Here is a 21,905-nt window from a genome sequence, read left to right as displayed (position 1 = left end):
ATCATGTACTCTTCACAAGTTCACTATTCACAACTTCCCCTTCGGGCCGGTATCTTTGTACTCACCACCCGCTTCACGTTTTTATTCCATTTGTTTTCTATGGCTATCACCCCCGCCGAACCTGCTACTATTCTCGTGCTTGGCGCCTGCGGCCAACTAGGTCTGGAACTCACCGATGCTTTGCGCCAGCGCTACGGCGCGGCCCAGGTAATAGCCGCCGATGTGCGCCCGCCCCAGCTGCCCGAATTGTTGCAGGGTGGCCCGTTTGAGCTGTTGGACGTGCTAGACCGTGCCCGGCTGTTTGCCTTGGTGGAGCAGTATCGTCCGCGCCAGATCTATCACCTGGTAGCCATGCTTTCGGCCACCGCCGAGAAGCACCCGCAGCTGGCCTGGAAGCTGAACATGGATGGTCTCTTGAACGTGCTGGATGCGGCCGTGGAGCACCAAGTAGCCCAGGTGTACTGGCCCAGCAGCATCGCCGTGTTTGGCCCCGATACGCCCCGCACGCACACCCCCCAACTCACCGTGATGAACCCCAACACGGTGTACGGCATCAGCAAGCTAGCCGGCGAGCAGTGGTGCGAGTGGTATCACCGAAAGCACGGCCTCGATGTGCGCAGCCTGCGCTACCCCGGCCTTATTGGCTACAAGAGCCTACCCGGCGGCGGCACTACCGACTACGCCGTGGACATCTACCACAAAGCCGTGGCCGGCGAAAACTTCGAGTGCTTTCTGCAAGAGGACACCGAGCTGCCCATGATGTACATGCCCGATGCCCTGCGCGCTACCCTGGATTTGATGCACGCCCCCGCCGAGCAAATCAAGGTGCGCTCCAGCTACAATCTGAGTGGGATGAGCTTCTCGCCCCAGGAAATTGCGGCCAGCATCCGGCGCCACGTACCCGATTTCGAGGTGTCGTATCGCCCCGACCAGCGCCAGCAGATTGCCGACTCCTGGCCCCGCAGCATCAATGACTCCCAGGCTCGCCAGGATTGGGGCTGGCAGCCCGAGTTCGACCTGGATAAGATGACGGCCGACATGCTGGCCCACCTGGCCGTGAGCGTGTAGATTTCTGGCAGAAGTACGCAGTGGAAAAGCGCAGAGGTTCGCAGAGTACGATAATCGTTGAACTCTGCGAACCTCTGCGCTTTTCCACTGCGTACTTCTGCCAGAAACATTCCCTCGCATGATTGTCAACCCTACCCCCGCTGGCTGGCAGGTTATCTACCAGCAAGCCCACGCCCTACTAGCCGCGCAGCTGGCCTGGCAGTGGCCGCCCTTCCTATCCCCTAGCCGCTGGGTAGGGCTGCTGGCCGCCACCGCCCAGCACGACGATGAGCAGCAGCGCTGGCGCGGCCACTACGGCCTCACCGCCGCTGGCGCCCCCGCCGACTTCACCCAGAAGGAATTCTCGCTGGAGCAGGCCGAAGGTGTGATGCGTGCGGCCCGCTTCCAAGGGCAATGGCGCAGCCTGCTTACCAGTCTGCATATGAGCTTTTTGTATGAGCCGCAACGGGGGGAAACTACGCAGCAAGACGCGTTTTTGGATGAGCAGCAAACCCTACAAAAGCAGTGGCGCCGTGCCCTGCATGTGACCAAAGCTGAGGCCCAGCAAGCTTACGCGCTGCTGCAATGGTGCGACCGGCTCTCCCTGATTTTGTGCCGGCAGGAGCTGCCCGAACGCGGCCGTGCGCTCGAAATCAGCAAGGGGCCCGATGGGAAGCCGTACACCGTGTGCCGCCCTACCCCCAATGGGCCGGTGCTGGTGTCGCCCTGGCCTTTTGCGGCCGCAGAATTCGATGTGACGGTGGAAGCGAGTGAGTTGCACCAGCTGCAGTTTCAAGACGATGCGGAGCTATCCGCGGCTTTGCACGCCGCACCCATCAAAACGTTGCAGTGGCGGCTTCAGCGCGACGAATAACTAACTCCTAGCCGGGTAGTGCGTACTAGTGAACAATCTTCATCTGTAACTACTGCTACATGGCAACTCGGTATACTGCTGCTAATCTGGGTTCTATCCTTAAGTGCACGGCCAGTAATTTTATTGAAAACAACTCTCTCCGTCTGGCCGGGGCGCTGGCTTACAACGCCATTTTCTCGCTGCCGCCGCTGTTACTTATTGTTATTACAGCGGCCGGCACATTTATGGAACAGGATGCCGTGACGGGTAAGCTGTTCACGCAAATTGATGGCTTGGTAGGGGCCAAGGCCGCTGCTACCATTCAAGAGTCCATTCTCACTTTCAACCAGCAGAAGCAAGGCGGCATTTCAGCCATTATCGGTATCGGTACGCTGATTTTTGCCGCGACTACGTTTTTCGTGACGTTGCAGGAAAGCATCAACAGTATCTGGAATGTGAAGGCCAAGCCCGATACCACCGCCGGCAGCGCCTGGAATTTCGTGCGCGACCGGCTTCTGTCGTTTGGCCTGATTCTGAGCGTAGCGCTGCTCTTGTTGATGTCATTCGTTATCAGTGCCTTGCTTACCTTTTTCACAGATTATTTGTCCCGTATTCTACCCGGCATTACCGTGGTTTTGATTAGGGTAATTGACTTTGTGGTGTCGTTGGGCGTAACCAGCTTACTGTTCGCCATGATCTACCGCTACCTGCCCGATGCCATCATCCGCTGGCGCGACGTGCGCATTGGTGCCCTGATTACGGGTACTCTATTTCTGCTAGGCAAGTATCTGATATCCTTTTATATATCCAATTTTGACCCAGGCTCGGCCTATGGGGCAGCTGGTTCCATCATCGTGCTGCTGGTTTGGATCTACTACTCTTCCCTTATTATTTTCTTCGGGGCCGAATTCACACAGGAATACGCCGCTGCCTACGGACAAGCCGTGCAACCCAAGCGCCACGCCGTGCGCGTCGAAACCCGCGAAGTGCCCTTCCACAAAACCGAAGCCAGCGTAGACAATGGCCGTCCGGAACCCGAGGGAAGCTGGCGGGAGAAGAAATAAATAGTAAAAGTCCGATTCTTAAGCTATAGTATTCGTGCAAATGTTTTGTTATAAGATAGTTAAGTAGATAAAAACAGGCTGGTGCCGGCTGTAGCTGAAGTCTGATTCAGTAGATGAAATTTGGTGGGCAAGAGGGTAAATAGAAAGCGAAACTGCTACGTTTGAGCACTGTCTTTTTCTATCCCTACCCTTATGTATGTACGTCTACTAACGGCCTGCCTGGCTGTTGCTGCCAGTTGGTGTTTTGCTGCTGTTGCCCATGCCCAACAACCAGCCGGAAGCGGGCGCGCTTACGTGCTTAGCCCGGTGGTAGGAGAGGTAATTGACTTGCAGGAAAAGGTGCGATTTGGGCTCTTTCCCTACTACTCAGCCGATTCCTTTCAGGAAGCGCGATTTCTGCAATACTTCAGCGCCGACAGCGCCAGTAGCTCCATTGTGCTACAGACCCTGATGCGGGATGGTACTACCAAAGTCCGTCGCTTCACGGATGCGGAGCTGGCCGAAAGTCGTCGTCAGATTGAAGGTCGCAGCCAGGAGTTGCGCGCGTACAGTCCGCGCGCAAGCAACGCAGTAGCAGGCGATTCTATCGGCGGAACCTATTCTGTGGAGCTGCGCTCGGGGACCAGCTTTGTGGGGGTGCTCCTATCCCGCAACGACATCGAGTTGGAATTCTCGACACCGGATATTGGTCGCGTTGCCATTCAGAAAGACAATATCCGCAGTATGCAGCTGCTTTCTGGACCGCAGCTGCGTAAAGGCTGGGAGCCGGTAGGCAATGGCACCCGTATGTTCTTTGCTCCCACGGCCCGCAACCTGCGCCGGGGCGAAGGCTACGTGCAGGATATCGACATTATTCTACTGGGCGTCAACTATGGCATCACCGATAATATCTCGGTGGGGGCGTTGGTGCCCGCCATTCCGGGGGTAGGGCTCAATGTGTTTGCTGTTACGCCGAAGGTGTCGGTGCCGGTCAGCGAGCGGTTTCATGTGGGCGGCGGGCTGCTCTATGCCTTCGCATTCGGGTCGGGCGGCGGTATTGCCTATGGTCTAGGTACCTACGGCACCGCCGATAACAATGCCACGCTCGGGCTGGGCTACCTGGTTGGTAGCGGAGATGTGGATGCATCGCCGGTGGTATTAGTGGGTGGCGCCACGCGTATTTCGCGCCGCTTCTCACTGCTAACCGAAACCTATATTGCCGACGGAGGGCTGGCTGGGCTGCTCGGCGCGCGGGTTTCGGCGGCGCGCGTGAGTGGTAGCCTGGGCTTTATATACGGTACCGGGCTGCCCGCTATCTACCCGGCCTACCTGGAGGTGGCCTACCGCTTTGGCCGGTGGCAGTAGGCCATTAGGTAACGCCAGGCTGGGCCATAACGGGTAGCGTGCGAGAAAGTGCGGCGGAGCATGCATATCTATGAGCAGAATTTTCTGAACTTCCGGCGCTGGCTGCTACGGCGTCTGTCTCAGATAAAGGCCAGCTAATTAATCCCTGTCACTATATTCATGAAAAAACGACTACTGCTATTGACGCTCTGGCTTGGCTTGGGAGCTGCCGCCCATGCGCAAAAGAAAACCACTGCCCCACTTACCGATCAAGATATTATAGCCTATTTGAGCGTCGACCTCTGCTAGCAGATGGAGCAGGAAAACGCCAAAAAGCCACTGGCGCAACTCACAAAAGAAGATGCGCAGCAATTGTTTGTGCGTCTGTTCACATCGAGCGTTACCAATAACCCTACCCTGCTCAACAAACTTGAGGGCATGGGTAGCGACGCCCGGGACTACGGAGAAAAACTAGGCAAACAGGTAGCCATAGTGCTCATACGCGACTGCCCGGCGGGCCAGGCCTTGCTAATGAAGCTGGGTGGGGACGAGGTAAGCCGGCAGCAGGCTGTGAGCGACAAAGAGGTGCAGGTGCTCCGGCCAATAGCAGCTGTAATGTGCCAGGACATGCAGCCTCGGATAGCAGAGATGAAAAAAATGTCTGCTGCTCAACGATTAGAGGTGTTAAGTCAGTTGTTCGAGAAGAACCTCAAGCCTCACGCTGCCGAGCTGAGTGAGCTTTACGGAGCAGATGTGTTCCTGGACTCGCAACGAATGAAGACCGTAGGAATCAAAATAGCGGCCCAGATGTCCTCGCAGTGCTCCGATGCGCTGATGCTTTTTGTGGACTTAGAGAAGATTGGGCAATAACGCTCCCTTGAAATACAACCGGCCCGCCCCTCGTGAGAAAGGCGGGCCGGTTTGCTACATGCCGGGGCTCCAATCAGGCAACCTCGGCCTTCTCCTTCACCGCCAGCTGTCCGCAGGCCGCGTCGATGTCTTTACCGCGTGAGCGGCGCACGTTGGTTTGCACGCCCCGGTCGGCCAGGTACTTGTGGAAAGCCACCAGCTTATCGTCGGCGGTGTTGATGTAGTCGGCGTTTTCGATAGGGTTATACTCAATCAGGTTCACCTTGCAGGGTAGCCACTTCGAAATCTGGAACAGCTCCTCAGCATCCTGCAGCGTGTCGTTGAAGCTCTCGAATACGATGTACTCGTAGGTGACTTTGCGGCCGGTTTTCTGGTGGTAGTACTGCAAGGCGTCCTTCAGCGCGGCCAGGGAGTTGGCCTCGTTGATGGGCATGATTTCGTTGCGCTTGGTGTCGTTGGGCGCGTGCAGCGAGAGGGCCAAGTTGGCCTTCACGTCGTCGTCGGCCAGCTTCTTAATCATCTTGGCAATGCCGGCCGTGCTGATGGTGATGCGGCGCGGGGCCATGTTCAGGCCGTCGGGGGCGGTGATGCGGCGCACGCTTTCCACCACGTTGGCGTAGTTCAGCAGCGGCTCGCCCATACCCATGTATACAATGTTGGTGAGCGGCGTGCCGTACTGCGCCTCGCACTGCTCGCGGATGCGCACTACCTGGTCGTAGATTTCGGCGGCATCTAAGTTGCGCTTGCGGTCCATGTAGCCGGTAGCGCAAAACTTGCACGTGAGCGAGCAGCCTACCTGCGAGGAAATGCAGGCCGTCATGCGTGTGTCGTGGGGGATGAGCACGCCTTCTACCACGTTGCCATCATACAGCCGGAACGCCGACTTGATGGTGCCGTCGTTGGAGAGCTGCTTGTTCTGCACCTGCACGCCATTAATGACGAAGTGCCGGGCCAGTAACTCACGGGTAGCCAGCGAGATATTGTTCATCTCTTCGAAGGAGCCGGCCGTGTTTTTCCACAACCACTCCGTCACCTGCTTGGCACGGAAGGGCTTTTCGCCGTGCTCGACCATGAAGGTTTTCAGGTCGTCGGCGGAGACTTTGCGAATGTCGCGCTTGGAAACTACGGGCAGCTCTATCATAACCGCAAAGATACAACATGCGCGGCGGTTGGGTTCCCGAAAATCTTCGACTTCTGTTAGGTTTTAGTTGTGTACGGGGTAGAGACACAACATTTTGTGTCTCGTCGTTGAACGACTCGCGGCCGCTCCATCCAAACAACCTCAGCAACGACGAGACACAAAATGTTGTGTCTCTACCCGGTGCGTACGTGCGTTCTGGCAACAGCTAGCCCGAATTTTATAACCACCTGCCTTGGCGTATTCCTCAAAATAACGCCTACCTTACCGACCTAAACTTTAGGGGTGTTCTGCTACGTGCGGGACTGAGAAATACCCTTGGAACCTGATCCAGGTAATGCTGGCGAAGGGAAAAGTGCAAGAAGCGGGTGCCCATTGGCTCCGCATGGGCGTGCGCCACCTAGAGTTTATTGTGTCTGATAGCCAACCAACTACCCGTTGCTTGTATGCTTCTCTATGTCAACAATAAGCCGCACGAAGCCCGCCTCCCTACCCCCACGCTGGCCGATACCCTCCTCGACTTGCAGCTCACGGAGCAGCGCGGCATTGCCGTGGCCGTGAACGACGCCGTAGTGCCCCGCACCGAGTGGATGCGCCACCAATTGCGTGCGCAAGACCGCATCACCGTTATCCGCGCCACGCAGGGCGGGTAACCCCACCCCCCCGACCCCCTCCCCTCCGGGAGAGGGGGAGCCAGGCGTCAGCGACAATTCAGTAATCCAAAAAACTCAATAAAAACTAGCTGCTCTAGTCGCCTGGCTCCCCCTCTCCCGGAGGGGAGGGGGCCGGGGGGTGGGGTCAATCAACGCCTATGAAAAAACAAGACCAAGCACCCCAGCAAACACTGGTGGAGCGTCAGCCGCTCACCGGCTCGCGCAAACTCTACGTTCCCGGCCAGCTCTACCCCAACATTCGGGTGGCCATGCGCGAAATCATTCTATCAGACACCAAGCGCCAGTTTGATTTCGTGCATCCTACGGAGCAGAACCCGCCCGTGACGGTGTACGACACCAGTGGCCCCTACACCGACCCCAACATCGAAATCGACCTGAAAAAGGGGCTGCCGCGCCTGCGCGAAGAGTGGGTTTTGGGTAGGGAAGACGTGGAAGCGCTGCCCGGCACCTCATCAGACTACGGGCAGCAGCGCGCCGCCGACCCCACGCTGGACCACCTGCGCTTTGAGCACATTCGGCCGCCATTGCGGGCCAAGGCGGGCCGCAACGTGTCGCAGATGCACTATGCCAAGCAGGGCATCATTACGCCCGAGATGGAGTACATCGCCATTCGGGAAAACCAGCGCATCGACCAGCTCGCCGCCGATGATGCGCTCCGGGTGCAGCACCCCGGCCACAGCTTTGGCGCTAACACGCCGCAGGGCCACATCACCCCGGAGTTTGTGCGCCAGGAGGTAGCGGCGGGTAGGGCCGTTATTCCGTGTAACATCAACCACCCGGAAAGCGAGCCGATGATTATCGGGCGCAACTTCCTGGTGAAAATCAACACGAATATTGGCAACTCAGCCGTAACGTCGAGCATTGAGGAAGAGGTGGATAAGGCCGTGTGGAGCTGCCGTTGGGGCGGCGATACGCTAATGGACCTGAGCACGGGCAAGAACATCCACGAAACGCGCGAGTGGATTATTCGCAACTGCCCGGTGCCGGTGGGTACGGTGCCTATTTACCAGGCCCTAGAAAAGGTGAACGGCAAGGCCGAGGACCTGACCTGGGAGCTGTTCCGCGATACGCTCATCGAGCAGGCCGAGCAAGGCGTGGACTACTTTACCATTCACGCCGGCGTGCGCCTACCATACATTCCAATGACGGCCAAACGCGTGACCGGCATTGTGTCGCGAGGTGGCTCCATTATGGCGAAGTGGTGCCTGGCCCATCACAAAGAGAGCTTCCTCTACACACACTTCGAGGAAATCTGCGAAATCATGAAGGCCTACGACGTGGCGTTTTCGCTGGGCGACGGTCTGCGTCCCGGCTCCATTGCCGATGCCAACGACGCGGCGCAGTTTGCCGAGCTGGAAACCCTGGGCGAGCTGACTAAAATTGCCTGGAAGCACGATGTGCAGGTGATGATAGAAGGTCCCGGCCACGTGCCCATGCACCTCATTAAGGAGAACATGGACAAGCAGTTGAAGGAGTGCCACGAGGCGCCATTCTACACGCTCGGCCCGCTCACGACGGACATTGCGCCCGGCTACGACCACATCACCTCGGCCATCGGGGCGGCCATGATTGGCTGGTTTGGTACGGCGATGCTCTGCTACGTGACGCCCAAAGAGCACCTGGGCCTACCCAACAAGCAGGACGTGAAAGACGGCGTGATTGCCTACAAGATTGCCGCCCACGCCGCCGACCTTGCCAAAGGCCACCCAGGAGCCCAATACCGCGACAATGCCCTGAGCAAAGCCCGCTTCGAGTTTCGCTGGGAAGACCAGTTTAACCTGAGCCTCGACCCCGACACCGCCCGCGCCTACCACGACGAAACCCTACCCGCCGACGGGGCCAAGGTAGCGCACTTCTGCTCGATGTGCGGCCCGCATTTCTGCTCCATGAAAATCACCCAGGAAGTGCGCGACTTTGCCGCCGCGCAGGATCTCACCGCTGCCGAAGCCCTAACCAAAGGGCTGATAGAGAAGTCGCGAGAGTTTGTGGAGAAGGGCAGCGAGATTTATCTGTAAAGAAGTTGAAAGAACGTCATGCTGAGCTTGTCGAAGCATCTCGCGTGCTGATGTTGGATACTATCTTTCATCAGCACGCGAGATGCTTCGACAAGCTCAGCATGACGTTCTAGAAAAAAGAAATGCCCTACCCGCCCCGCCCCTACGTCCTCAGCCTTGCCGGTTTCGACCCGAGCGCCGGCGCCGGCTTGCTGGCCGACTGCAAGACCTTTGAGCAGCGCGGCGTGTACGGCTTTGGCGTGTGCACGGCCCTCACGGTGCAGAGCGACGTGCAGTTTGAGCGCGTGCAATGGGTGCCGCTGGCCGACATTCGGGCGCAAGCCAAGCCGCTATTAGAACGCTTCGGGGTAGGGTGGGCGAAGATTGGACTGGTGGAGAACCTGACGAAGTTGCCGGAGCTGCTTGATTGGCTGCGGGCGCAAAGCCCAACTATTGGTGTGGTGTGGGACCCGGTGCTGAAGGCCAGCGCCGGCTATGACTTTCACACCGGTCCGGCGCCAGAACTGGTTCGACAGCTATGCACCGGCCTAGCCCTACTTACCCCCAACCAGCCCGAAATGCGGCGCCTGTGGCCGGCTGCGGCCACTGCCGAAGCTGCGGCCGCCACGGTGAGTGCCTATTGCCCAGTGCTGCTGAAAGGCGGCCACGCCGAGGGCTCTGAAGCGACCGATGTGCTGTATCAGAACGGGCAGGAGGTAGCACGCTTTACTACGCCGCGCCTACCCCACGGCGAGAAGCACGGCAGCGGCTGTGTGTTGTCGGCGGCTATTGTGGCGGGACTGGCGCGGGGCGAGTCGTTGGTGGAGGCCTGCCGGTCGGGCAAGGCGTACACGGCGCGGGTGCTGGCCAGCAATGAGTCGTTGCTGGGATATCATTTTCATAATCAAAACGATGCAAATCAGTAGCCTTCACTATATCATTACCACCCCCGAGCAAGCCGAGCGAGCCTGTCTTGGTGGCGTGCGCTGGGTGCAACTGCGCGTGAAGAACACGCCCTACCCTGCGTGGAAGCAACTGGCGCTGGATACGCAGGCCGTTTGCCGCCGCCACGGTGCCACGTTCATCCTCAACGACAACCCGCAACTGGCGCTAGAAATTGGCGCCGATGGTGTGCACCTGGGCAAGGAGGACACGCCGCCCGCCGAAGCCCGCGCCCTGCTTGGTCCGGAGTTCATCATCGGCGGCACGGCCAACACGTTTGCCGATATCGAAGGCTTGGTGACGGCTGGAGTCGACTACATTGGGTTGGGGCCGTTTCGGTTCACGACGACCAAGGAGAAGCTAAGCCCGATTTTGGGACTGGAAGGCTACGAAACGCTGCTGTCCCAGCACCGTGCTGCTGGCTTTACTACCCCCGTCATCGGCATTGGTGGCATTACGCTGGCCGATGTAGCGCCGCTGCTGGCGGTTGGGTTGCATGGCGTGGCCGTATCGGGGGCTATTACGGCGGCAGCTGATCCGGTAGCGGCGGCAGCGCAATTTGTTGAGCGTCTGCCGGTCTTGGCTTTGTGAAAGCCCATACACGCAACGACGGGCGCCTGCAAGGCGCCCCTACCTTATCTACCTTATGAAAACGCAACCCCTCCTCATAGCTGGGCGCACCTTCACTTCGCGCCTGTTCACCGGCACGGGCAAATTTAGCTCAACTGAATTGATGGAAGAGGCCCTGCTCGCCTCCGGCTCGGAGCTGGTGACGGTGGCGCTGAAGCGCGTAAACGTGGCCGACACGAACGACGACATCCTGCGTCACTTGGCGCACCCACAGTTCAATCTGCTGCCCAATACCTCGGGCGTGCGCACGGCCAAAGAGGCCGTCTTTGCCGCCCAGCTTGCCCGCGAAGCGCTGGAAACCGACTGGCTCAAGCTCGAAATTCACCCCGACCCCAAGTACCTGCTGCCCGACCCAGTGGAAACCCTACGTGCCGCCGAGGAACTGGTGAAGCTGGGCTTCGTGGTGCTACCCTACATCCACGCCGACCCCGTGCTGTGCAAGCGCTTGGAGGAGGTAGGCGTGGCGGCCGTGATGCCACTTGGCTCGCCCATTGGTTCCAATAAAGGATTGCTGACCAAGGAGTTCCTGGAAATCATCATCGGTCAGAGCAAGGTGCCAGTGGTGGTGGATGCCGGCATTGGGACGCCCTCGCATGCGGCGGCGGCGCTGGAAATGGGGGCTGATGCGGTGCTGGTAAATACCGCCATTGCCGTGGCCGGCCAGCCAGTGCAAATGGCCCATGCGTTCCGGATGGCCGTGGAAGCCGGCCGCCTAGCCTACGAAGCGCGACTGGCCCAGCCAGTGGCACACGCGGAGGCGAGTAGCCCGCTGACGGCGTTTTTGGATTAGTACTGTCTTATAAAGAACGTCATGCTGAGCTTGTCGAAGCATCTCGCGTGCTGATGTGAGATAGTAACCACCCTATGCAAAGGGAAATACTATCGGATTAAACACGCGAGATGCTTCGACAAGCTCAGCATGACGTTCTAAAAACCAACCGCTATGAGCTTCCGCTCCATCTTCGACGCCCACCACTGGGACAACGTCAAAGCTAGCATCTACGCCAAAACTGCCGCCGATGTAGAGCACGCCCTGGCCACGCCGCGCCGCACGCTGGAGGACTTTAAGGCGCTGATTTCGCCGGCCGCCGCGCCCTACCTGGAGCAGATGGCGGGGCTCAGTCAACAGCTCACGCGCAAGCGATTCGGCAACACGGTGCAGCTTTACGTGCCGCTGTATTTGAGCAACGAGTGCCAAAACATCTGTACTTACTGCGGCTTCAGCCTCGATAATAACATCCGGCGCCGCACGCTCAGCAGTGTGGAGATGGTGCAGGAAGCGCAGGTGCTGAAGGCGTGGGGCTACGAGCACGTGCTGCTGGTAACGGGCGAGGCCAACCAGACCGTGGGCGTCGATTACCTCGAAAAGGCCTTGCACACGCTGCGGCCGCACTTTGCCCATCTCTCCATGGAAGTGCAGCCGCTGGACCAGGAGGACTACGAGCGACTGATTCCGGCGGGGTTGAACACGGTGTTGGTGTACCAGGAAACCTACCATCAGCAGGACTACAAAAAGCATCATCCCAAGGGCAAGAAGTCGAATTTTTACTATCGTCTCGATACACCCGACCGCCTGGGTAGGGCCGGTATCCACAAGATGGGCTTGGGCGTGCTGTTTGGCCTGGAAGACTGGCGCACCGACAGCTTCTACACGGCCTTGCACCTCGACTACCTCGAACGCATATACTGGCAGACCAAGTACAGCCTTTCCTTCCCTCGGCTGCGCCCAGCCGAGGGACTATTGCAGCCGAAAGTGGAGATGAGCGACCGGGAATTGGTGCAACTTATCTGCGCCTACCGCCTGCTGAACGAGGAAGTGGAGCTGTCCATCTCGACCCGCGAAACGCCTACCTTCCGCGACAACATCATTCGCTTAGGCATCACCAGCATCAGCGCCGGCTCCAAGACCAACCCCGGCGGCTACGCGGTAGCGCCAGAGTCGTTGGAGCAGTTTGAAATCAGCGACGAGCGCACGCCCGAGGAAATTGCGGCTATGATTCGGCGACAGGGCTACGAGCCGGTGTGGAAAGATTGGGACGCGGCGCTGATGGCGTCTACCTCAGCTTTGTCATCCTGAGCCTGCGAAGGATCTTATCACGCTAGGACGAGTGGCGTACCAACGAATCGTTCAACTGGCATAAGGTCCTTCGCCGCCGCTTGATGCGCGGAATGCGCAGGATGATAGAAAAAGCTAACCCTGCCCCCCCCCAAACAAACCTTACCCCTCCGCGCTTACTACGCCATGCTCACCCCCGCCGAAACCCGCCGCTACGACCGTCACCTGCGCCTACCCGAAATTGGTCCTGAGGGCCAGCAGAAGCTGAAAGCTGCCCGCGTGCTGGTGGTAGGCTGCGGCGGCCTGGGCTGCCCGGTGTTGCAATACCTGGCCGCGGCCGGGGTAGGCACCCTCGGCCTGCTCGACCACGACACCGTAGACGAAACCAACCTGCAACGCCAGGTGCTCTACGCCACCGCCGACGTGGGTCGGCCCAAAGCCGAAGCCGCCGCCGAAAAGCTGCGGGCACAGAATCCGCTTGTGGCAATGCAGCCGTTGCGGGTGCGCCTGTCGGCCGCTAATGCGCTGGAAATCATGGCCGACTACGATGTGGTAGTCGATTGCACCGATAATTTCGCTACCCGCTATTTGGTGAATGATGCGTGCGTATTGCTGGGCAAACCATTGGTGTTTGGGGCCATCTTCAAATTCGAGGGGCAGGTATCGGTGTTTAACTACCAGGGCGGGCCTACCTACCGCTGCCTGTTTGCGCAGCCGCCCGGCCCCGGCGAGGCGCCGAGCTGCAACGAAATCGGGGTGCTGGGCGTGTTGCCAGGCATTATCGGCACGTTGCAGGCATCTGAGGCATTGAAAATTATTTTAGGGGTAGGGGAGGTGCTAAGCGGACGGCTGTTGGTGTTTGATGCGCTGTATATGCAGTTTCGCACCCTGCGCTTTCAGGCTGTGCCAGGCAACCAACAACTCACCGGCTTAGTCGATTACGATGTTTTCTGCGGCGACGCCCCCACCGACGCCGTTCCCGAAATCAGCGCCGACGAGCTGCGCGAAAAGCTACAGGCCCAAGAGCCACTACAGCTCCTGGACGTGCGCGAGCCGCACGAACACGCCGCCCGCCACATAGGAGGCCGCTTGATTCCGCTGGGCCAACTCGCTGCCGCCCTCCCTACCCTCGACCCTGCGGTACCCGTGGTGGTGCATTGCGCCAGCGGCAGACGCAGCCGCCAGGCCGCTGAGCTGCTGTTGGCTAATGGTTTTCAGCAGGTAGCCTCGCTGCATAACGGGTTGCAGGACTGGTAAATGGCTGCGTAGGCTCATCTACAGCAGGCGCCAGCCATGGCGCGGGGCTGTGCCCCGTGCCGACTATGCGCAGGCCTCCGGCCTGCTGTCGTCCGCGCCGTTAGGATTGCTCAAGCAAATTGTTCTAGTGGTGCAGGCCAGAGGCCTGCGCATAGTCGGCACGGGGCACAGCCCCGCGCCATCGTTGTGCATTAAAGTTCACGCCATAGCTGCCGAAACGCCGCCACCGGATCAGCGGCTTGCCACACGCTGCCCAGCACGGCGGCCCCGGCAAAACCCGCTGCTCGCACCTGCGCTACGTTGCCGGGCGTGATACCGCCCAGTGCTACTACTTGCGGCACATAATGCCGGCGCTGTTGCAGCCGCTGTAGCTGCTGCTGCACCTCCGTCAGCGCAAATGCCTGCCCGTAGCCCTGCTTGCTGATGCTGTCGAAAATCGGGCTCAGAAATACGTAATCGTAGCAGCGACGGTGTTGGCGCAACTCGATCAGGCTGTGCAGCGAGGTAGAAAGGGTGTGGCCTGGCTGCCGCAGGTGTGCCCGCGCCGCCCAGGTAGTTCGCGCCGCGGCTGGTAAGTGCAGCCCGCCTACTCGGTAATGCTGCGCCAACTCGTAGTGCCCGTGTAGCACCACCCGGCCATGATACTGGCGTGGCACGGCTTTTAAGTAGGCTTCTATTTTCGCGCTGGTAGCACCGGGTTTGCGCAGATGAAAGATCTGCAAACCAGCCTCAAACAAACGCTGTAGTGTGGGTAGCTCCGTGGCGGTAGTAGCGGGGGGCGAAACGAGCAGGAGCCGAAACGGGCGGTTGTTTTCTACCCCGCTCATTCGGCCAGACTAGCAAGACGCGTGACCACAGTTTCGGGCAGCGACCGGAGCTTGCGGGTGGTGTAGTCGAAGCAAAGCATACCGGTTTTGGCGCGGGCTATTTCGTTGCCGTCTTGGTTTTTCACCCAGTACACCACGTCGAAGCCGTATTTGTGCTGGTCGGTGGCGGCGAGTTGAATGTGCAGCGTGTCGCCATGAAATCCTTCGCCTTTATACTCCACGGCCACATCGGCCATAATGAAGCCCTGGCGCGTGGCGGGGTCGAACTCCGGCTGTCCCAGAAACTGCAAGAACTGCACCCGCGCTTCGTGCAGGAGGCTCAGCAGGGCGTCGTTGCCGAGGTGGGCGCCGTAGTTCAGGTCGGTGATGCGGATGGGTAGGGCAACCGTGAGCAGGTAGGTGTCGGGTAGGGCGACTTTGATACGGGGCATGCGCGTTGGTTTTTGATTACTTACGGATGGTTTTTGGTTATTTGTTCCGTTGAACCTGTCTAACTCGACCAGCGAGGGAATAACGTTCAGCCAAAAACCATCCGTAAGTAACCAAAACCCGATGCAAGTAGAAGTTCGCCCCACCGCCGACGGCTCCAGCACGCTCTACGTGCCGGCGCTGGACGAGCACTACCATTCCACCCACGGCGCCGTGCAGGAAGCCCAGCACGTGTACCTACAAGCAGCCCTGGAGCCCGCCCTGGCCGCCGCCACCGATACCGTGCGGGTGCTGGAAATCGGCTTCGGCACCGGTCTCAACGCCATCCTGACCCTGCAACGTAGCCTCACCGCCCCCGTGGCCCTGGCCTACGACACCATAGAAAAGCATCCCCTACCCCCCGCCGTAGTAGCCGACCTGCACCCCGAGCGCTACCTCCTGAATCCGGAACTGCTGGATAATTTCAATCAGCTACACGCGGCGGCCTGGGATGAAGCCGTGCCGTTACTTCCACACTTTCTGCTGCACAAACTCACCGGCGAGCTACAGCACACCGCCCTACCTGCCAACTACTACCAGGTCATCTACTTCGATGCTTTCGCGCCTGAAAAGCAGCCCGACATGTGGACCGACGCGGTATTTGCCCAGCTCTACGAAGCCGCCGCGCCGGGCGCCCTACTCACCAGCTACTGCGCCAAGGGCAGCTTTCGCCGCAGCCTGAAAGCAGCCGGGTGGCTGGTAGAAAAACTGCCAGGGCCAATAGGCAAGCGCGAGATGACGCGGGCGCGGAAGGAGTAAGTTGTTGGATTCAACATATAAGTAGTATCCTCAGATACCTAATCATCCCTACCCTATTTATCAACTTCAACAAACAGATTATGACTAAGATGATGCTTACTTTTCTCGTCCCGCTGTTGCTTCTTCAAAACGCTGAAATGATGCAGCCGATGACGCCGACAGAGCCGGTGCCGCAGGAATATATTGCCTTCGAGCAGGTGAAAATTAACGGTCGTCTTCCTCTAAAAAGCAAACGGACACAGCTTTTCAAGGAGTTGGGTCAGCCCGACAGCCTGGCTAAGCCCAATATAGATGATGTTTGTGTCTCTTTCTACGATAAGCCCTTCTCGTATGCTTACTTCAAAGGAAGTCAGGTTGAGCTATACGGCGATTTAGCTATGGTAGGAAATCTTGAGTTTGCGGGCAACTCTCGCCTCACGCTTACTACGCCTACTATCACACTTAGTAACAAAACGACGCTTGCGGAACTGGCCAAGCGCTTTCCCAAAGCAGTAGCCGCCAAAAGCGAAATGAACGTGCACCGGAAAGGCAAATACATGACCGTACACATTGCAACCGACAAAGCGACTGCCGAAGACTATTGGATCCTGTTTTTTAGAAATGGTAGGTTAGCGCGTATAGATTACTGGATGCCGTGCTGAGTGAGGTCTAGGATAGATAAGGTCCGTTCATTCTGCCCATATTGCAGAAGCTATGAGTCGTAAGTTTATTGAAGTCGAAGGCCCGAAATGGGTCGAGCAAGGTATTATTACCACAGAGCAGGAACAGCGGTTGCTGGCGTTGTATCCCGTTGATGATAAAGCCATTGGGTTGCTGCCGCTGCTGGGAAGCCTGCTGGTGCTGTTGAGCGCCTTGAGCCTGATTGCGGCCAACTGGCAGGAGCTGCCGCTGCTGGTGCGCTTCGGGATTTTGCTGGGGTCGGTGGCGGGGAGCTACGCGGCGGGCGAGTATTTCCGGCGGCGCGGCAACACGCAGCTGGGCATGGGCCTGGTGGGGCTGGGGCTGATTTTGTTTGGCACCAGCATCATCCTCACCAGCCAAATGTTCCAGCTCATCGGCTACGACGTGACGGGCCTGGTGGCCTGGGGCGTGGCCGGGGTAGGACTCACCTACCTCTACCGCTCGCGCCTGCTGTTTGTGATGACGGTGGCCATTGGTGGCATTGTGCAGGGCTACAACACCGAGGCGCTGGGCGCGTTCAGCTATGCCACGGCTGTTTTCATGGCCCTTGCGCTGGGCTATTACTGGTGGCGCTACCCCGATGCGCTGCTGGGTGCTGTGCTGGCTACCGGCCTGCTCTGGCAAGTGGGCTTGCTCATCGGCGTGCTGCACGTAAAAATTACCTGGTTTTTCGTGGCGACTATGCTGATTTACGCCTTTGGCGACTGGCAGGCCGACCGCCCAGCGGGACGGGCGTTGCAGGGGCCGCCGCTGGTAGCGGCGTTCCTGTTTATGCTGGGGCTGGCCATTTTCGGGGAGGCTGGCAGCTATACCGACCGCCTGAGGCCGCCCCTGCTGGCCTACCTGGCGGCGCTGGGGGTAGTGCTGGTCCTCTCACTGGTGGGCAAAAAAGCGCGGGGCCGCCTGGGCAGCGCTACCGACTGGCTGCTGCTGCTACCCGGTTTCTACCTGCCCGCCGGCCTGCCGTTGGCCGTGGCGGCGTTGGTGGTCCTTTACGCCTACACCGGCACGCTGCTCTGGCGCGCCCACCAGGAGCAAAACCCCGACCGCGTAACGCTGGGCACCGTCCTGTTCATCCTGACCACCGCCGTGGCCTACTTCAAGCTCACCTGGGGGTTCATGAACAAGTCGTTGTTTTTCCTGCTCGGGGGCATCTTGCTGCTGAGTCTGAGCTGGTATTTGCGCCGCCGGGCCGTGCAAACCGCCGCGCCGGACGCTTCCACCTCTAATCCGTAACTGTATGGCTGTTCTTCCTACCCCCGTCAATCGTCGGGTGTGGCTGGTGCTGCTGGTGGGCGCGCAGCTGCTGTTTATCGTGGCGGTGGCGGCGGCAGGCTACGCCACCACCGCCTACGGCCGCACGGTGCAGCTGCGCACGGCCCCCGTCAACCCCCGCGACCTGCTGGAGCGCGACCACCTGCGCCTCACCTACGGTATCACCTACCTGCCTCTCACGCTATGGCAGGAAACCAGCGAGCCGCGCCGCCGTCAGCCGGTATACGTGGCCCTGCGCGCCCAAGGAAGCTCCTACGCCGCCGTGCGCGTGTACGAGCAAGAGCCCAGCGCCCTACCCCCCGAGCAGGTGATCCTGCGCGGGTGGGTGGTAGGCAGCAGCCGACGCACCCTGCACCTGCGCTACGGTCTGGAGCGGTACTATGCGCCGGAAAATCAGGCCAAAGCCCTGAACAAAAAAGGACCGCACGCACTGCTGGTGCACGTGAGCATTGCCCCCTGGGGCCAGGCCCGCATTACGAAGGCGGAGGTGTTGTAGAGCTGTCAGCTACAGCCCATTCTGCTGCAACAGCGCCCGGTCGTTGCGGTCGAGGTCTACCAGAGCGTATTTCTTCTGACTGGTGATGTTCATCTCATCCAGCGCATCCACCAAGTTGCCGTAGGTCGATTCTTGCTCCGATTTGATGAGGACTACGGTGCCGGTTTGCCGATGCTGGAGGTCTAATAACACCTGCCGGAGGCCGTGGGCACTGTAGTCGGTGGTGTGGAGGATAGGGGCGGCGCTGGCTTCGTTCACGCCGTAGAAGTAGTGCACCTGGTTGTGCTTACACAAAATCAGCGTAAGCGCCTTGCTGGCAGGAGTATCCGTCTTCGGGCCTTCAACTGGCATCGCCAATTCCATCACAGTAGGTTTGCTGAACGTGCTGGTCAGCATGAAGAAGGTAAGCAGTAGAAACGCCAGGTCCACCATCGGCGTCATATCGAGGCGGAAGGCCATTTTCTTGGCGCGGGGCTTACCATGTTGAGCGGGGGCGGCTGGTTGGATGTCGGCCATGGATTAGAATAGTTGAGTGAGTAGATATTCAGCCAACGCTATGAATACATGCCGTATTGCCACTTATATAAATGATTTCATACAGTAATTTCATACTTGATTTTTCTATATCACCTTCTACTCAACTAATCATAGCTTCATGATTTCTCTATTCTACCGCGTTGGTATTGCGTTGCTTCTATCGACTATATTATTCAGCATTATATTCAGTTTTGAGGCACTATGGCAGAAGACACTCGATATTCAATTACACAACACTTACTTTGTTGTATCCACTTATCTTGGGCAAATTAGTTTTTTCGTTGTCTGTCTCTTAATAGTTTGTCTACTAGATATGATACGTCGGCGAGCCACTGGTAGCCGCTGGCTTCTTTTAGCAGTTGGAGTGTGTGCAGCCTTATTGGTGTTATTCACTACCGACGCTGCAATTCTAGTGGCCTCCATACAAAATGTCGGTTGGACTATCTATCCACCTTTGGAAGCATCTGCGCAGGGTATTGTGAGACCTCCTCTACCAGAGCCCTCACAAACTTGGGATTATCTAGTGCGCGCAGCACAAACCATCTTTCTGCTTATTACTATTTGGGCCAGCGTCGCTTTCGGCAAACTGCAAACAAGGCAGAAAGCATAGTTCGTTATTTAATTAAAACCACCACACCCGCTCCGGCGTGAGGCAGGCGTGCAGGGGCATGTCGCCGGGCCACACATCCGCAATCTGCGGCACCGGTGGCTCCAGACTCAGACCAATGCGCAGCGCATTGGGCCGGCACTCGGCCAGGAACCGGTCGTAGAAGCCTTTGCCGTAGCCTACCCGGTGCCCTTTCTGATCGAAGGCGAGAAGGGGTAGCAACACCGCATCGAAGGCATCCGGTGCTACCTCGGCAGCGCCTACCGGTTCGGGAATGCCCCAGCGGCTTTCTACCAGCTCCGTTTCGGGTGTAAGGTGGTAGTGGCGCAGCGTAATGCCATCGGCCTGCATGACCGGCACGGCTATTTGCATAGCTGGGTGCTCGGCCCACAGCCAGCGAATGATGGGCCACGTATCCGGCTCGTGCTGCCGGACGGCGGGCAGAAACGTGTGTACCCAGCGCCACTGCGCTACCTTAAAGTGCTGCTGTAGCTGCCCCAGTAGCGCCGCGCTACGGTGTGCTAGTTCGGCGGCAGGTAGGGCGCGGCGGGCAGCCAGGGCAGTACGGCGAAGTTCGGCCTTTGTCATTCTTACGAAGCTGTTTTTGAGTTCTATATGAACAGTAGAGACGCATACTTGCGTCTCATCGGCCGCGCCGGTGCACGAAATCATTCAACGATAAGGCGCAAGTATGCGTCTTTACCCCGTTCATATAGAACTCGGACAGCTTCTTACTCCTCCTCCAGCACCGTAAACTCCAGCGCCAGTGGTTCGAAGGCTTCCAACAGTTGGTCCAGAAACGCTGGGTTATTGATGTAGACACTCAGCACATTATCGGTGCGCTCCTGCATGCCACCGTCGGGGAAGAGCTTGTCTTTGAGGCCGCTGAGTTGCGAGTAGGACGTTTCGTGCCTGGCTTCGGCGGCTTTCGAGAGGCGCTTTTCCAGGCCCGCCACGCTGCCGGCTACTTTGCTGCCCTCGGCGGCTACGGCTTTCACCAGGGTGGGGTCGAGGCGCTCGGCCAGCGCTTTTATCTGCTCAAACGTCTCCTGTAGCGCCTGCTGCTGCTCGGCCAGGCTCACTTCTTCCTGCCCCAGGGCAGTGCCTACCTGCTTTTTTAGCTCGGGTAGGGGCTGAAAGATATCCGTAGCCGTGAGGCCCAGCTTGCGCAGCTTGCCCGCATTGGCCTTACTGATGTATAGCCCCGAGTTGCGCAGCAGCACAATCGGGTAGGGTACCTGGTACTCGGCAAATACCTGCTTCAGCTGAAACCAATACGCCACCTCCGCACCGCCGCCAATGTAGCACAGGTTGGGCAGCAGGATTTCCTGGTACAGCGGCCGCAGCACCACGTTGGGGCTGAACCGCTCAGGCTGCTGGCGGGCCAGGTTGAGTAGCTCTTCCTCACCGAAACAATCGTCAGTATTCAATACGGCCACGCAGCCGCGGGCTTCGTCGGCTTCCAGCCGCTCGCGTTTGCCCTTATCTGTTATATAAAAGAGGTTGAGCGGGCGCGAGTACACCTGCGGCGAGTAGCCAGTAGCTTCCAGATCGGCATCGGTGGACTGCACAGCGCGGTGCGAGGCTTGCGCCTGTATTTCCTTTTCTATCACCGGCACTAGCGCCTGCTTCAGCGCGGGCGTGTCGGCGTCCATACTGATTAGGCCTAACTCCCCAAATAGCGCGTGCGTGAGGCGGCGGGTGGCATCGGTGAGGGTAGTGGCCTGCTGGTAGGCCTCCCGGAAAAGCGCGGGCACGTCGGCGGGCAGCTGGTCGAGTAGCTGCTCCGACAGCCCTTCCAGGCCCAGGCGACCTACCGGACCACCGGTTTCAACAGCTTCCCACGCGTACCTTTTGCCAAACAGCTGAAAATGGTTGATTTCGGCGAAATCGTGGTCCTCTGTAGCCATCCAGTACACCGGCACGAAGTCGTATTGTGGGTACTGCTCCTTCAGCTGTCGGCTCAGCTTAACGGCCGTAATAATCTTGTAGATGAAATACAGTGGCCCAGTCATCAGGTTAAGCTGGTGGCCGGTGGTGATGGTGAAGGTGGTGTCTTTGGCCAGTAGGTCGATGTTGGCCTGCACCGCTGGGTGTATCGGCAGGCCCGTATATTGTGCCCGCAACGCCTCCACCAGCCGTTGCCGGGCTTCGGAAGGGTAGGCGGCTTGCTTTTCTTCTATCTGCGCCGCAAAATTCTCCATGGTTGGGAAGCGGTGGTAGAAAGGCGTTAGCGCTTCATGCTGGGCGAGATAATCCGTAATCAGCTTTGAGAAAGCGCCGGTATCGGCGTACGATAGAGTCGTGACGGGCATACAGAGAGGGGTCATTCGGCTATAACCAGCCAACCGCTATAAAGTAACTGGCAATTTTTTAGGCGCCGGCAACCAACCGCGCTCCAAGCAAC

At 58.6% G+C, this 21,905-nt stretch carries 22 protein-coding genes and 1 riboswitch; of the genes, 16 read left to right on the top strand and 6 right to left on the bottom strand.

Features of this window, described 5'->3' with window-relative positions; all coding sequences use genetic code 11:
• Nucleotides 1-99 precede the first annotated feature (99 nt).
• From H8B15_RS09130 to H8B15_RS09110, 5 genes are all read left to right on the top strand, one after another.
• Nucleotides 100-1,068, top strand: coding sequence for an NAD-dependent epimerase/dehydratase family protein (locus H8B15_RS09130; RefSeq protein ID WP_187319368.1), 969 nt, complete (start codon nt 100-102; stop codon nt 1,066-1,068).
• Between the two features lie 118 nt (nt 1,069-1,186).
• The gene (locus H8B15_RS09125; protein WP_187319367.1) at nt 1,187-1,921 is read left to right on the top strand and encodes a DUF3891 family protein; all 735 of its coding nucleotides are present in this window, start codon (nt 1,187-1,189) and stop codon (nt 1,919-1,921) included.
• A 59-nt stretch (nt 1,922-1,980) separates the two neighbouring features.
• Complete coding sequence (locus tag H8B15_RS09120) at nt 1,981-2,964, top strand: YihY/virulence factor BrkB family protein (RefSeq protein ID WP_187319366.1); 984 nt, start codon at nt 1,981-1,983, stop codon at nt 2,962-2,964.
• 192 nt (nt 2,965-3,156) lie between these two features.
• Nucleotides 3,157-4,308, top strand: a complete 1,152-nt coding sequence (locus tag H8B15_RS09115; RefSeq protein ID WP_187319365.1) for a hypothetical protein — start codon at nt 3,157-3,159, stop codon at nt 4,306-4,308.
• A gap of 291 nt (nt 4,309-4,599) precedes the next feature.
• Nucleotides 4,600-5,157 (top strand): hypothetical protein, encoded by a 558-nt coding sequence (locus tag H8B15_RS09110; RefSeq protein WP_187319364.1) that lies wholly within the window; start codon nt 4,600-4,602, stop codon nt 5,155-5,157.
• Between the two features lie 73 nt (nt 5,158-5,230).
• Here the strand turns inward: H8B15_RS09110 and rlmN are convergent, their stop codons facing one another.
• Nucleotides 5,231-6,298 carry a dual-specificity RNA methyltransferase RlmN gene (gene rlmN, locus H8B15_RS09105; RefSeq protein ID WP_187319363.1) on the bottom strand — a complete coding sequence of 356 codons (1,068 nt, stop codon included), beginning with the start codon at nt 6,296-6,298 and terminating at the stop codon, nt 5,231-5,233.
• A gap of 268 nt (nt 6,299-6,566) precedes the next feature.
• A riboswitch (TPP riboswitch) is annotated at nt 6,567-6,664 on the top strand.
• A 77-nt stretch (nt 6,665-6,741) separates the two neighbouring features.
• Between rlmN and thiS the strand changes: the two genes are divergently transcribed.
• From thiS to moeB, 7 genes are all read left to right on the top strand, one after another.
• A complete protein-coding gene (gene thiS / locus H8B15_RS09100; protein WP_187319362.1) occupies nt 6,742-6,948 on the top strand; it encodes a sulfur carrier protein ThiS in 207 nt (68 codons plus the stop codon).
• Between the two features lie 158 nt (nt 6,949-7,106).
• Nucleotides 7,107-8,984 carry a phosphomethylpyrimidine synthase ThiC gene (thiC, locus tag H8B15_RS09095; protein ID WP_187319361.1) on the top strand — a complete coding sequence of 626 codons (1,878 nt, stop codon included), beginning with the start codon at nt 7,107-7,109 and terminating at the stop codon, nt 8,982-8,984.
• Between the two features lie 122 nt (nt 8,985-9,106).
• Nucleotides 9,107-9,889 (top strand): hydroxymethylpyrimidine/phosphomethylpyrimidine kinase, encoded by a 783-nt coding sequence (locus tag H8B15_RS09090; protein ID WP_187319360.1) that lies wholly within the window; start codon nt 9,107-9,109, stop codon nt 9,887-9,889.
• The gene (locus tag H8B15_RS09085) at nt 9,876-10,496 is read left to right on the top strand and encodes a thiamine phosphate synthase (RefSeq protein ID WP_187319359.1); all 621 of its coding nucleotides are present in this window, start codon (nt 9,876-9,878) and stop codon (nt 10,494-10,496) included. Before H8B15_RS09090 ends, H8B15_RS09085 begins: the two co-directional genes overlap by 14 nt.
• A 55-nt stretch (nt 10,497-10,551) precedes the next feature.
• On the top strand, nt 10,552-11,325 hold the full coding sequence (locus tag H8B15_RS09080) for a thiazole synthase (RefSeq protein WP_187319358.1): 774 nt from the start codon (nt 10,552-10,554) through the stop codon (nt 11,323-11,325).
• A gap of 153 nt (nt 11,326-11,478) precedes the next feature.
• The gene (gene thiH, locus H8B15_RS09075; protein WP_187319357.1) at nt 11,479-12,612 is read left to right on the top strand and encodes a 2-iminoacetate synthase ThiH; all 1,134 of its coding nucleotides are present in this window, start codon (nt 11,479-11,481) and stop codon (nt 12,610-12,612) included.
• Nucleotides 12,613-12,777: 165 nt separating this feature from the next.
• Entirely contained in the window at nt 12,778-13,848 is a 1,071-nt protein-coding gene (gene moeB / locus H8B15_RS09070; RefSeq protein WP_187319356.1) for a molybdopterin-synthase adenylyltransferase MoeB, read from the top strand.
• 191 nt (nt 13,849-14,039) lie between these two features.
• On the opposite strand, the gene H8B15_RS09065 is transcribed toward moeB, so the two are convergent.
• Both H8B15_RS09065 and H8B15_RS09060 read right to left on the bottom strand, forming a co-directional pair.
• The gene (locus H8B15_RS09065; protein WP_187319355.1) at nt 14,040-14,675 is read right to left on the bottom strand and encodes a thiamine phosphate synthase; all 636 of its coding nucleotides are present in this window, start codon (nt 14,673-14,675) and stop codon (nt 14,040-14,042) included.
• A complete protein-coding gene (locus H8B15_RS09060) occupies nt 14,672-15,106 on the bottom strand; it encodes a thioesterase family protein (RefSeq protein ID WP_187319354.1) in 435 nt (144 codons plus the stop codon). Before H8B15_RS09060 ends, H8B15_RS09065 begins: the two co-directional genes overlap by 4 nt.
• Before the next feature lie 121 nt (nt 15,107-15,227).
• Here H8B15_RS09060 and mnmC2 point away from each other — a divergent pair, with 121 nt between their 5' ends.
• The 4 genes from mnmC2 (at nt 15,228) to H8B15_RS09040 (ending at nt 18,354) form a co-directional block, all read left to right on the top strand.
• Nucleotides 15,228-15,902, top strand: coding sequence for a tRNA (5-methylaminomethyl-2-thiouridine)(34)-methyltransferase MnmC2 (gene mnmC2, locus H8B15_RS09055; protein ID WP_187319353.1), 675 nt, complete (start codon nt 15,228-15,230; stop codon nt 15,900-15,902).
• A gap of 89 nt (nt 15,903-15,991) precedes the next feature.
• Complete coding sequence (locus tag H8B15_RS09050) at nt 15,992-16,543, top strand: hypothetical protein (RefSeq protein ID WP_187319352.1); 552 nt, start codon at nt 15,992-15,994, stop codon at nt 16,541-16,543.
• Nucleotides 16,544-16,595: 52 nt separating this feature from the next.
• Nucleotides 16,596-17,819 carry a DUF2157 domain-containing protein gene (locus H8B15_RS09045; RefSeq protein WP_187319351.1) on the top strand — a complete coding sequence of 408 codons (1,224 nt, stop codon included), beginning with the start codon at nt 16,596-16,598 and terminating at the stop codon, nt 17,817-17,819.
• 4 nt (nt 17,820-17,823) lie between these two features.
• Nucleotides 17,824-18,354, top strand: coding sequence for a GDYXXLXY domain-containing protein (locus H8B15_RS09040; RefSeq protein WP_187319350.1), 531 nt, complete (start codon nt 17,824-17,826; stop codon nt 18,352-18,354).
• A gap of 9 nt (nt 18,355-18,363) precedes the next feature.
• Here the strand turns inward: H8B15_RS09040 and H8B15_RS09035 are convergent, their stop codons facing one another.
• The 3 genes from H8B15_RS09035 to bshC all read right to left on the bottom strand — a co-directional run bounded on the left by H8B15_RS09035 (nt 18,364) and on the right by bshC (nt 21,813).
• On the bottom strand, nt 18,364-18,870 hold the full coding sequence (locus H8B15_RS09035; RefSeq protein ID WP_187319349.1) for an ExbD/TolR family protein: 507 nt from the start codon (nt 18,868-18,870) through the stop codon (nt 18,364-18,366).
• A gap of 643 nt (nt 18,871-19,513) precedes the next feature.
• Complete coding sequence (locus H8B15_RS09030) at nt 19,514-20,086, bottom strand: 5-formyltetrahydrofolate cyclo-ligase (RefSeq protein ID WP_187319348.1); 573 nt, start codon at nt 20,084-20,086, stop codon at nt 19,514-19,516.
• Between the two features lie 143 nt (nt 20,087-20,229).
• Complete coding sequence (gene bshC / locus H8B15_RS09025; RefSeq protein ID WP_187319347.1) at nt 20,230-21,813, bottom strand: bacillithiol biosynthesis cysteine-adding enzyme BshC; 1,584 nt, start codon at nt 21,811-21,813, stop codon at nt 20,230-20,232.
• Between the last annotated feature and the right edge of the window lie 92 nt (nt 21,814-21,905).

This window comes from Hymenobacter citatus, from assembly GCF_014333615.1.
Classification (GTDB): Bacteria; Bacteroidota; Bacteroidia; order Cytophagales; family Hymenobacteraceae; genus Hymenobacter; species Hymenobacter citatus.
This window is presented reverse-complemented; position numbering and strand designations above follow the sequence as displayed.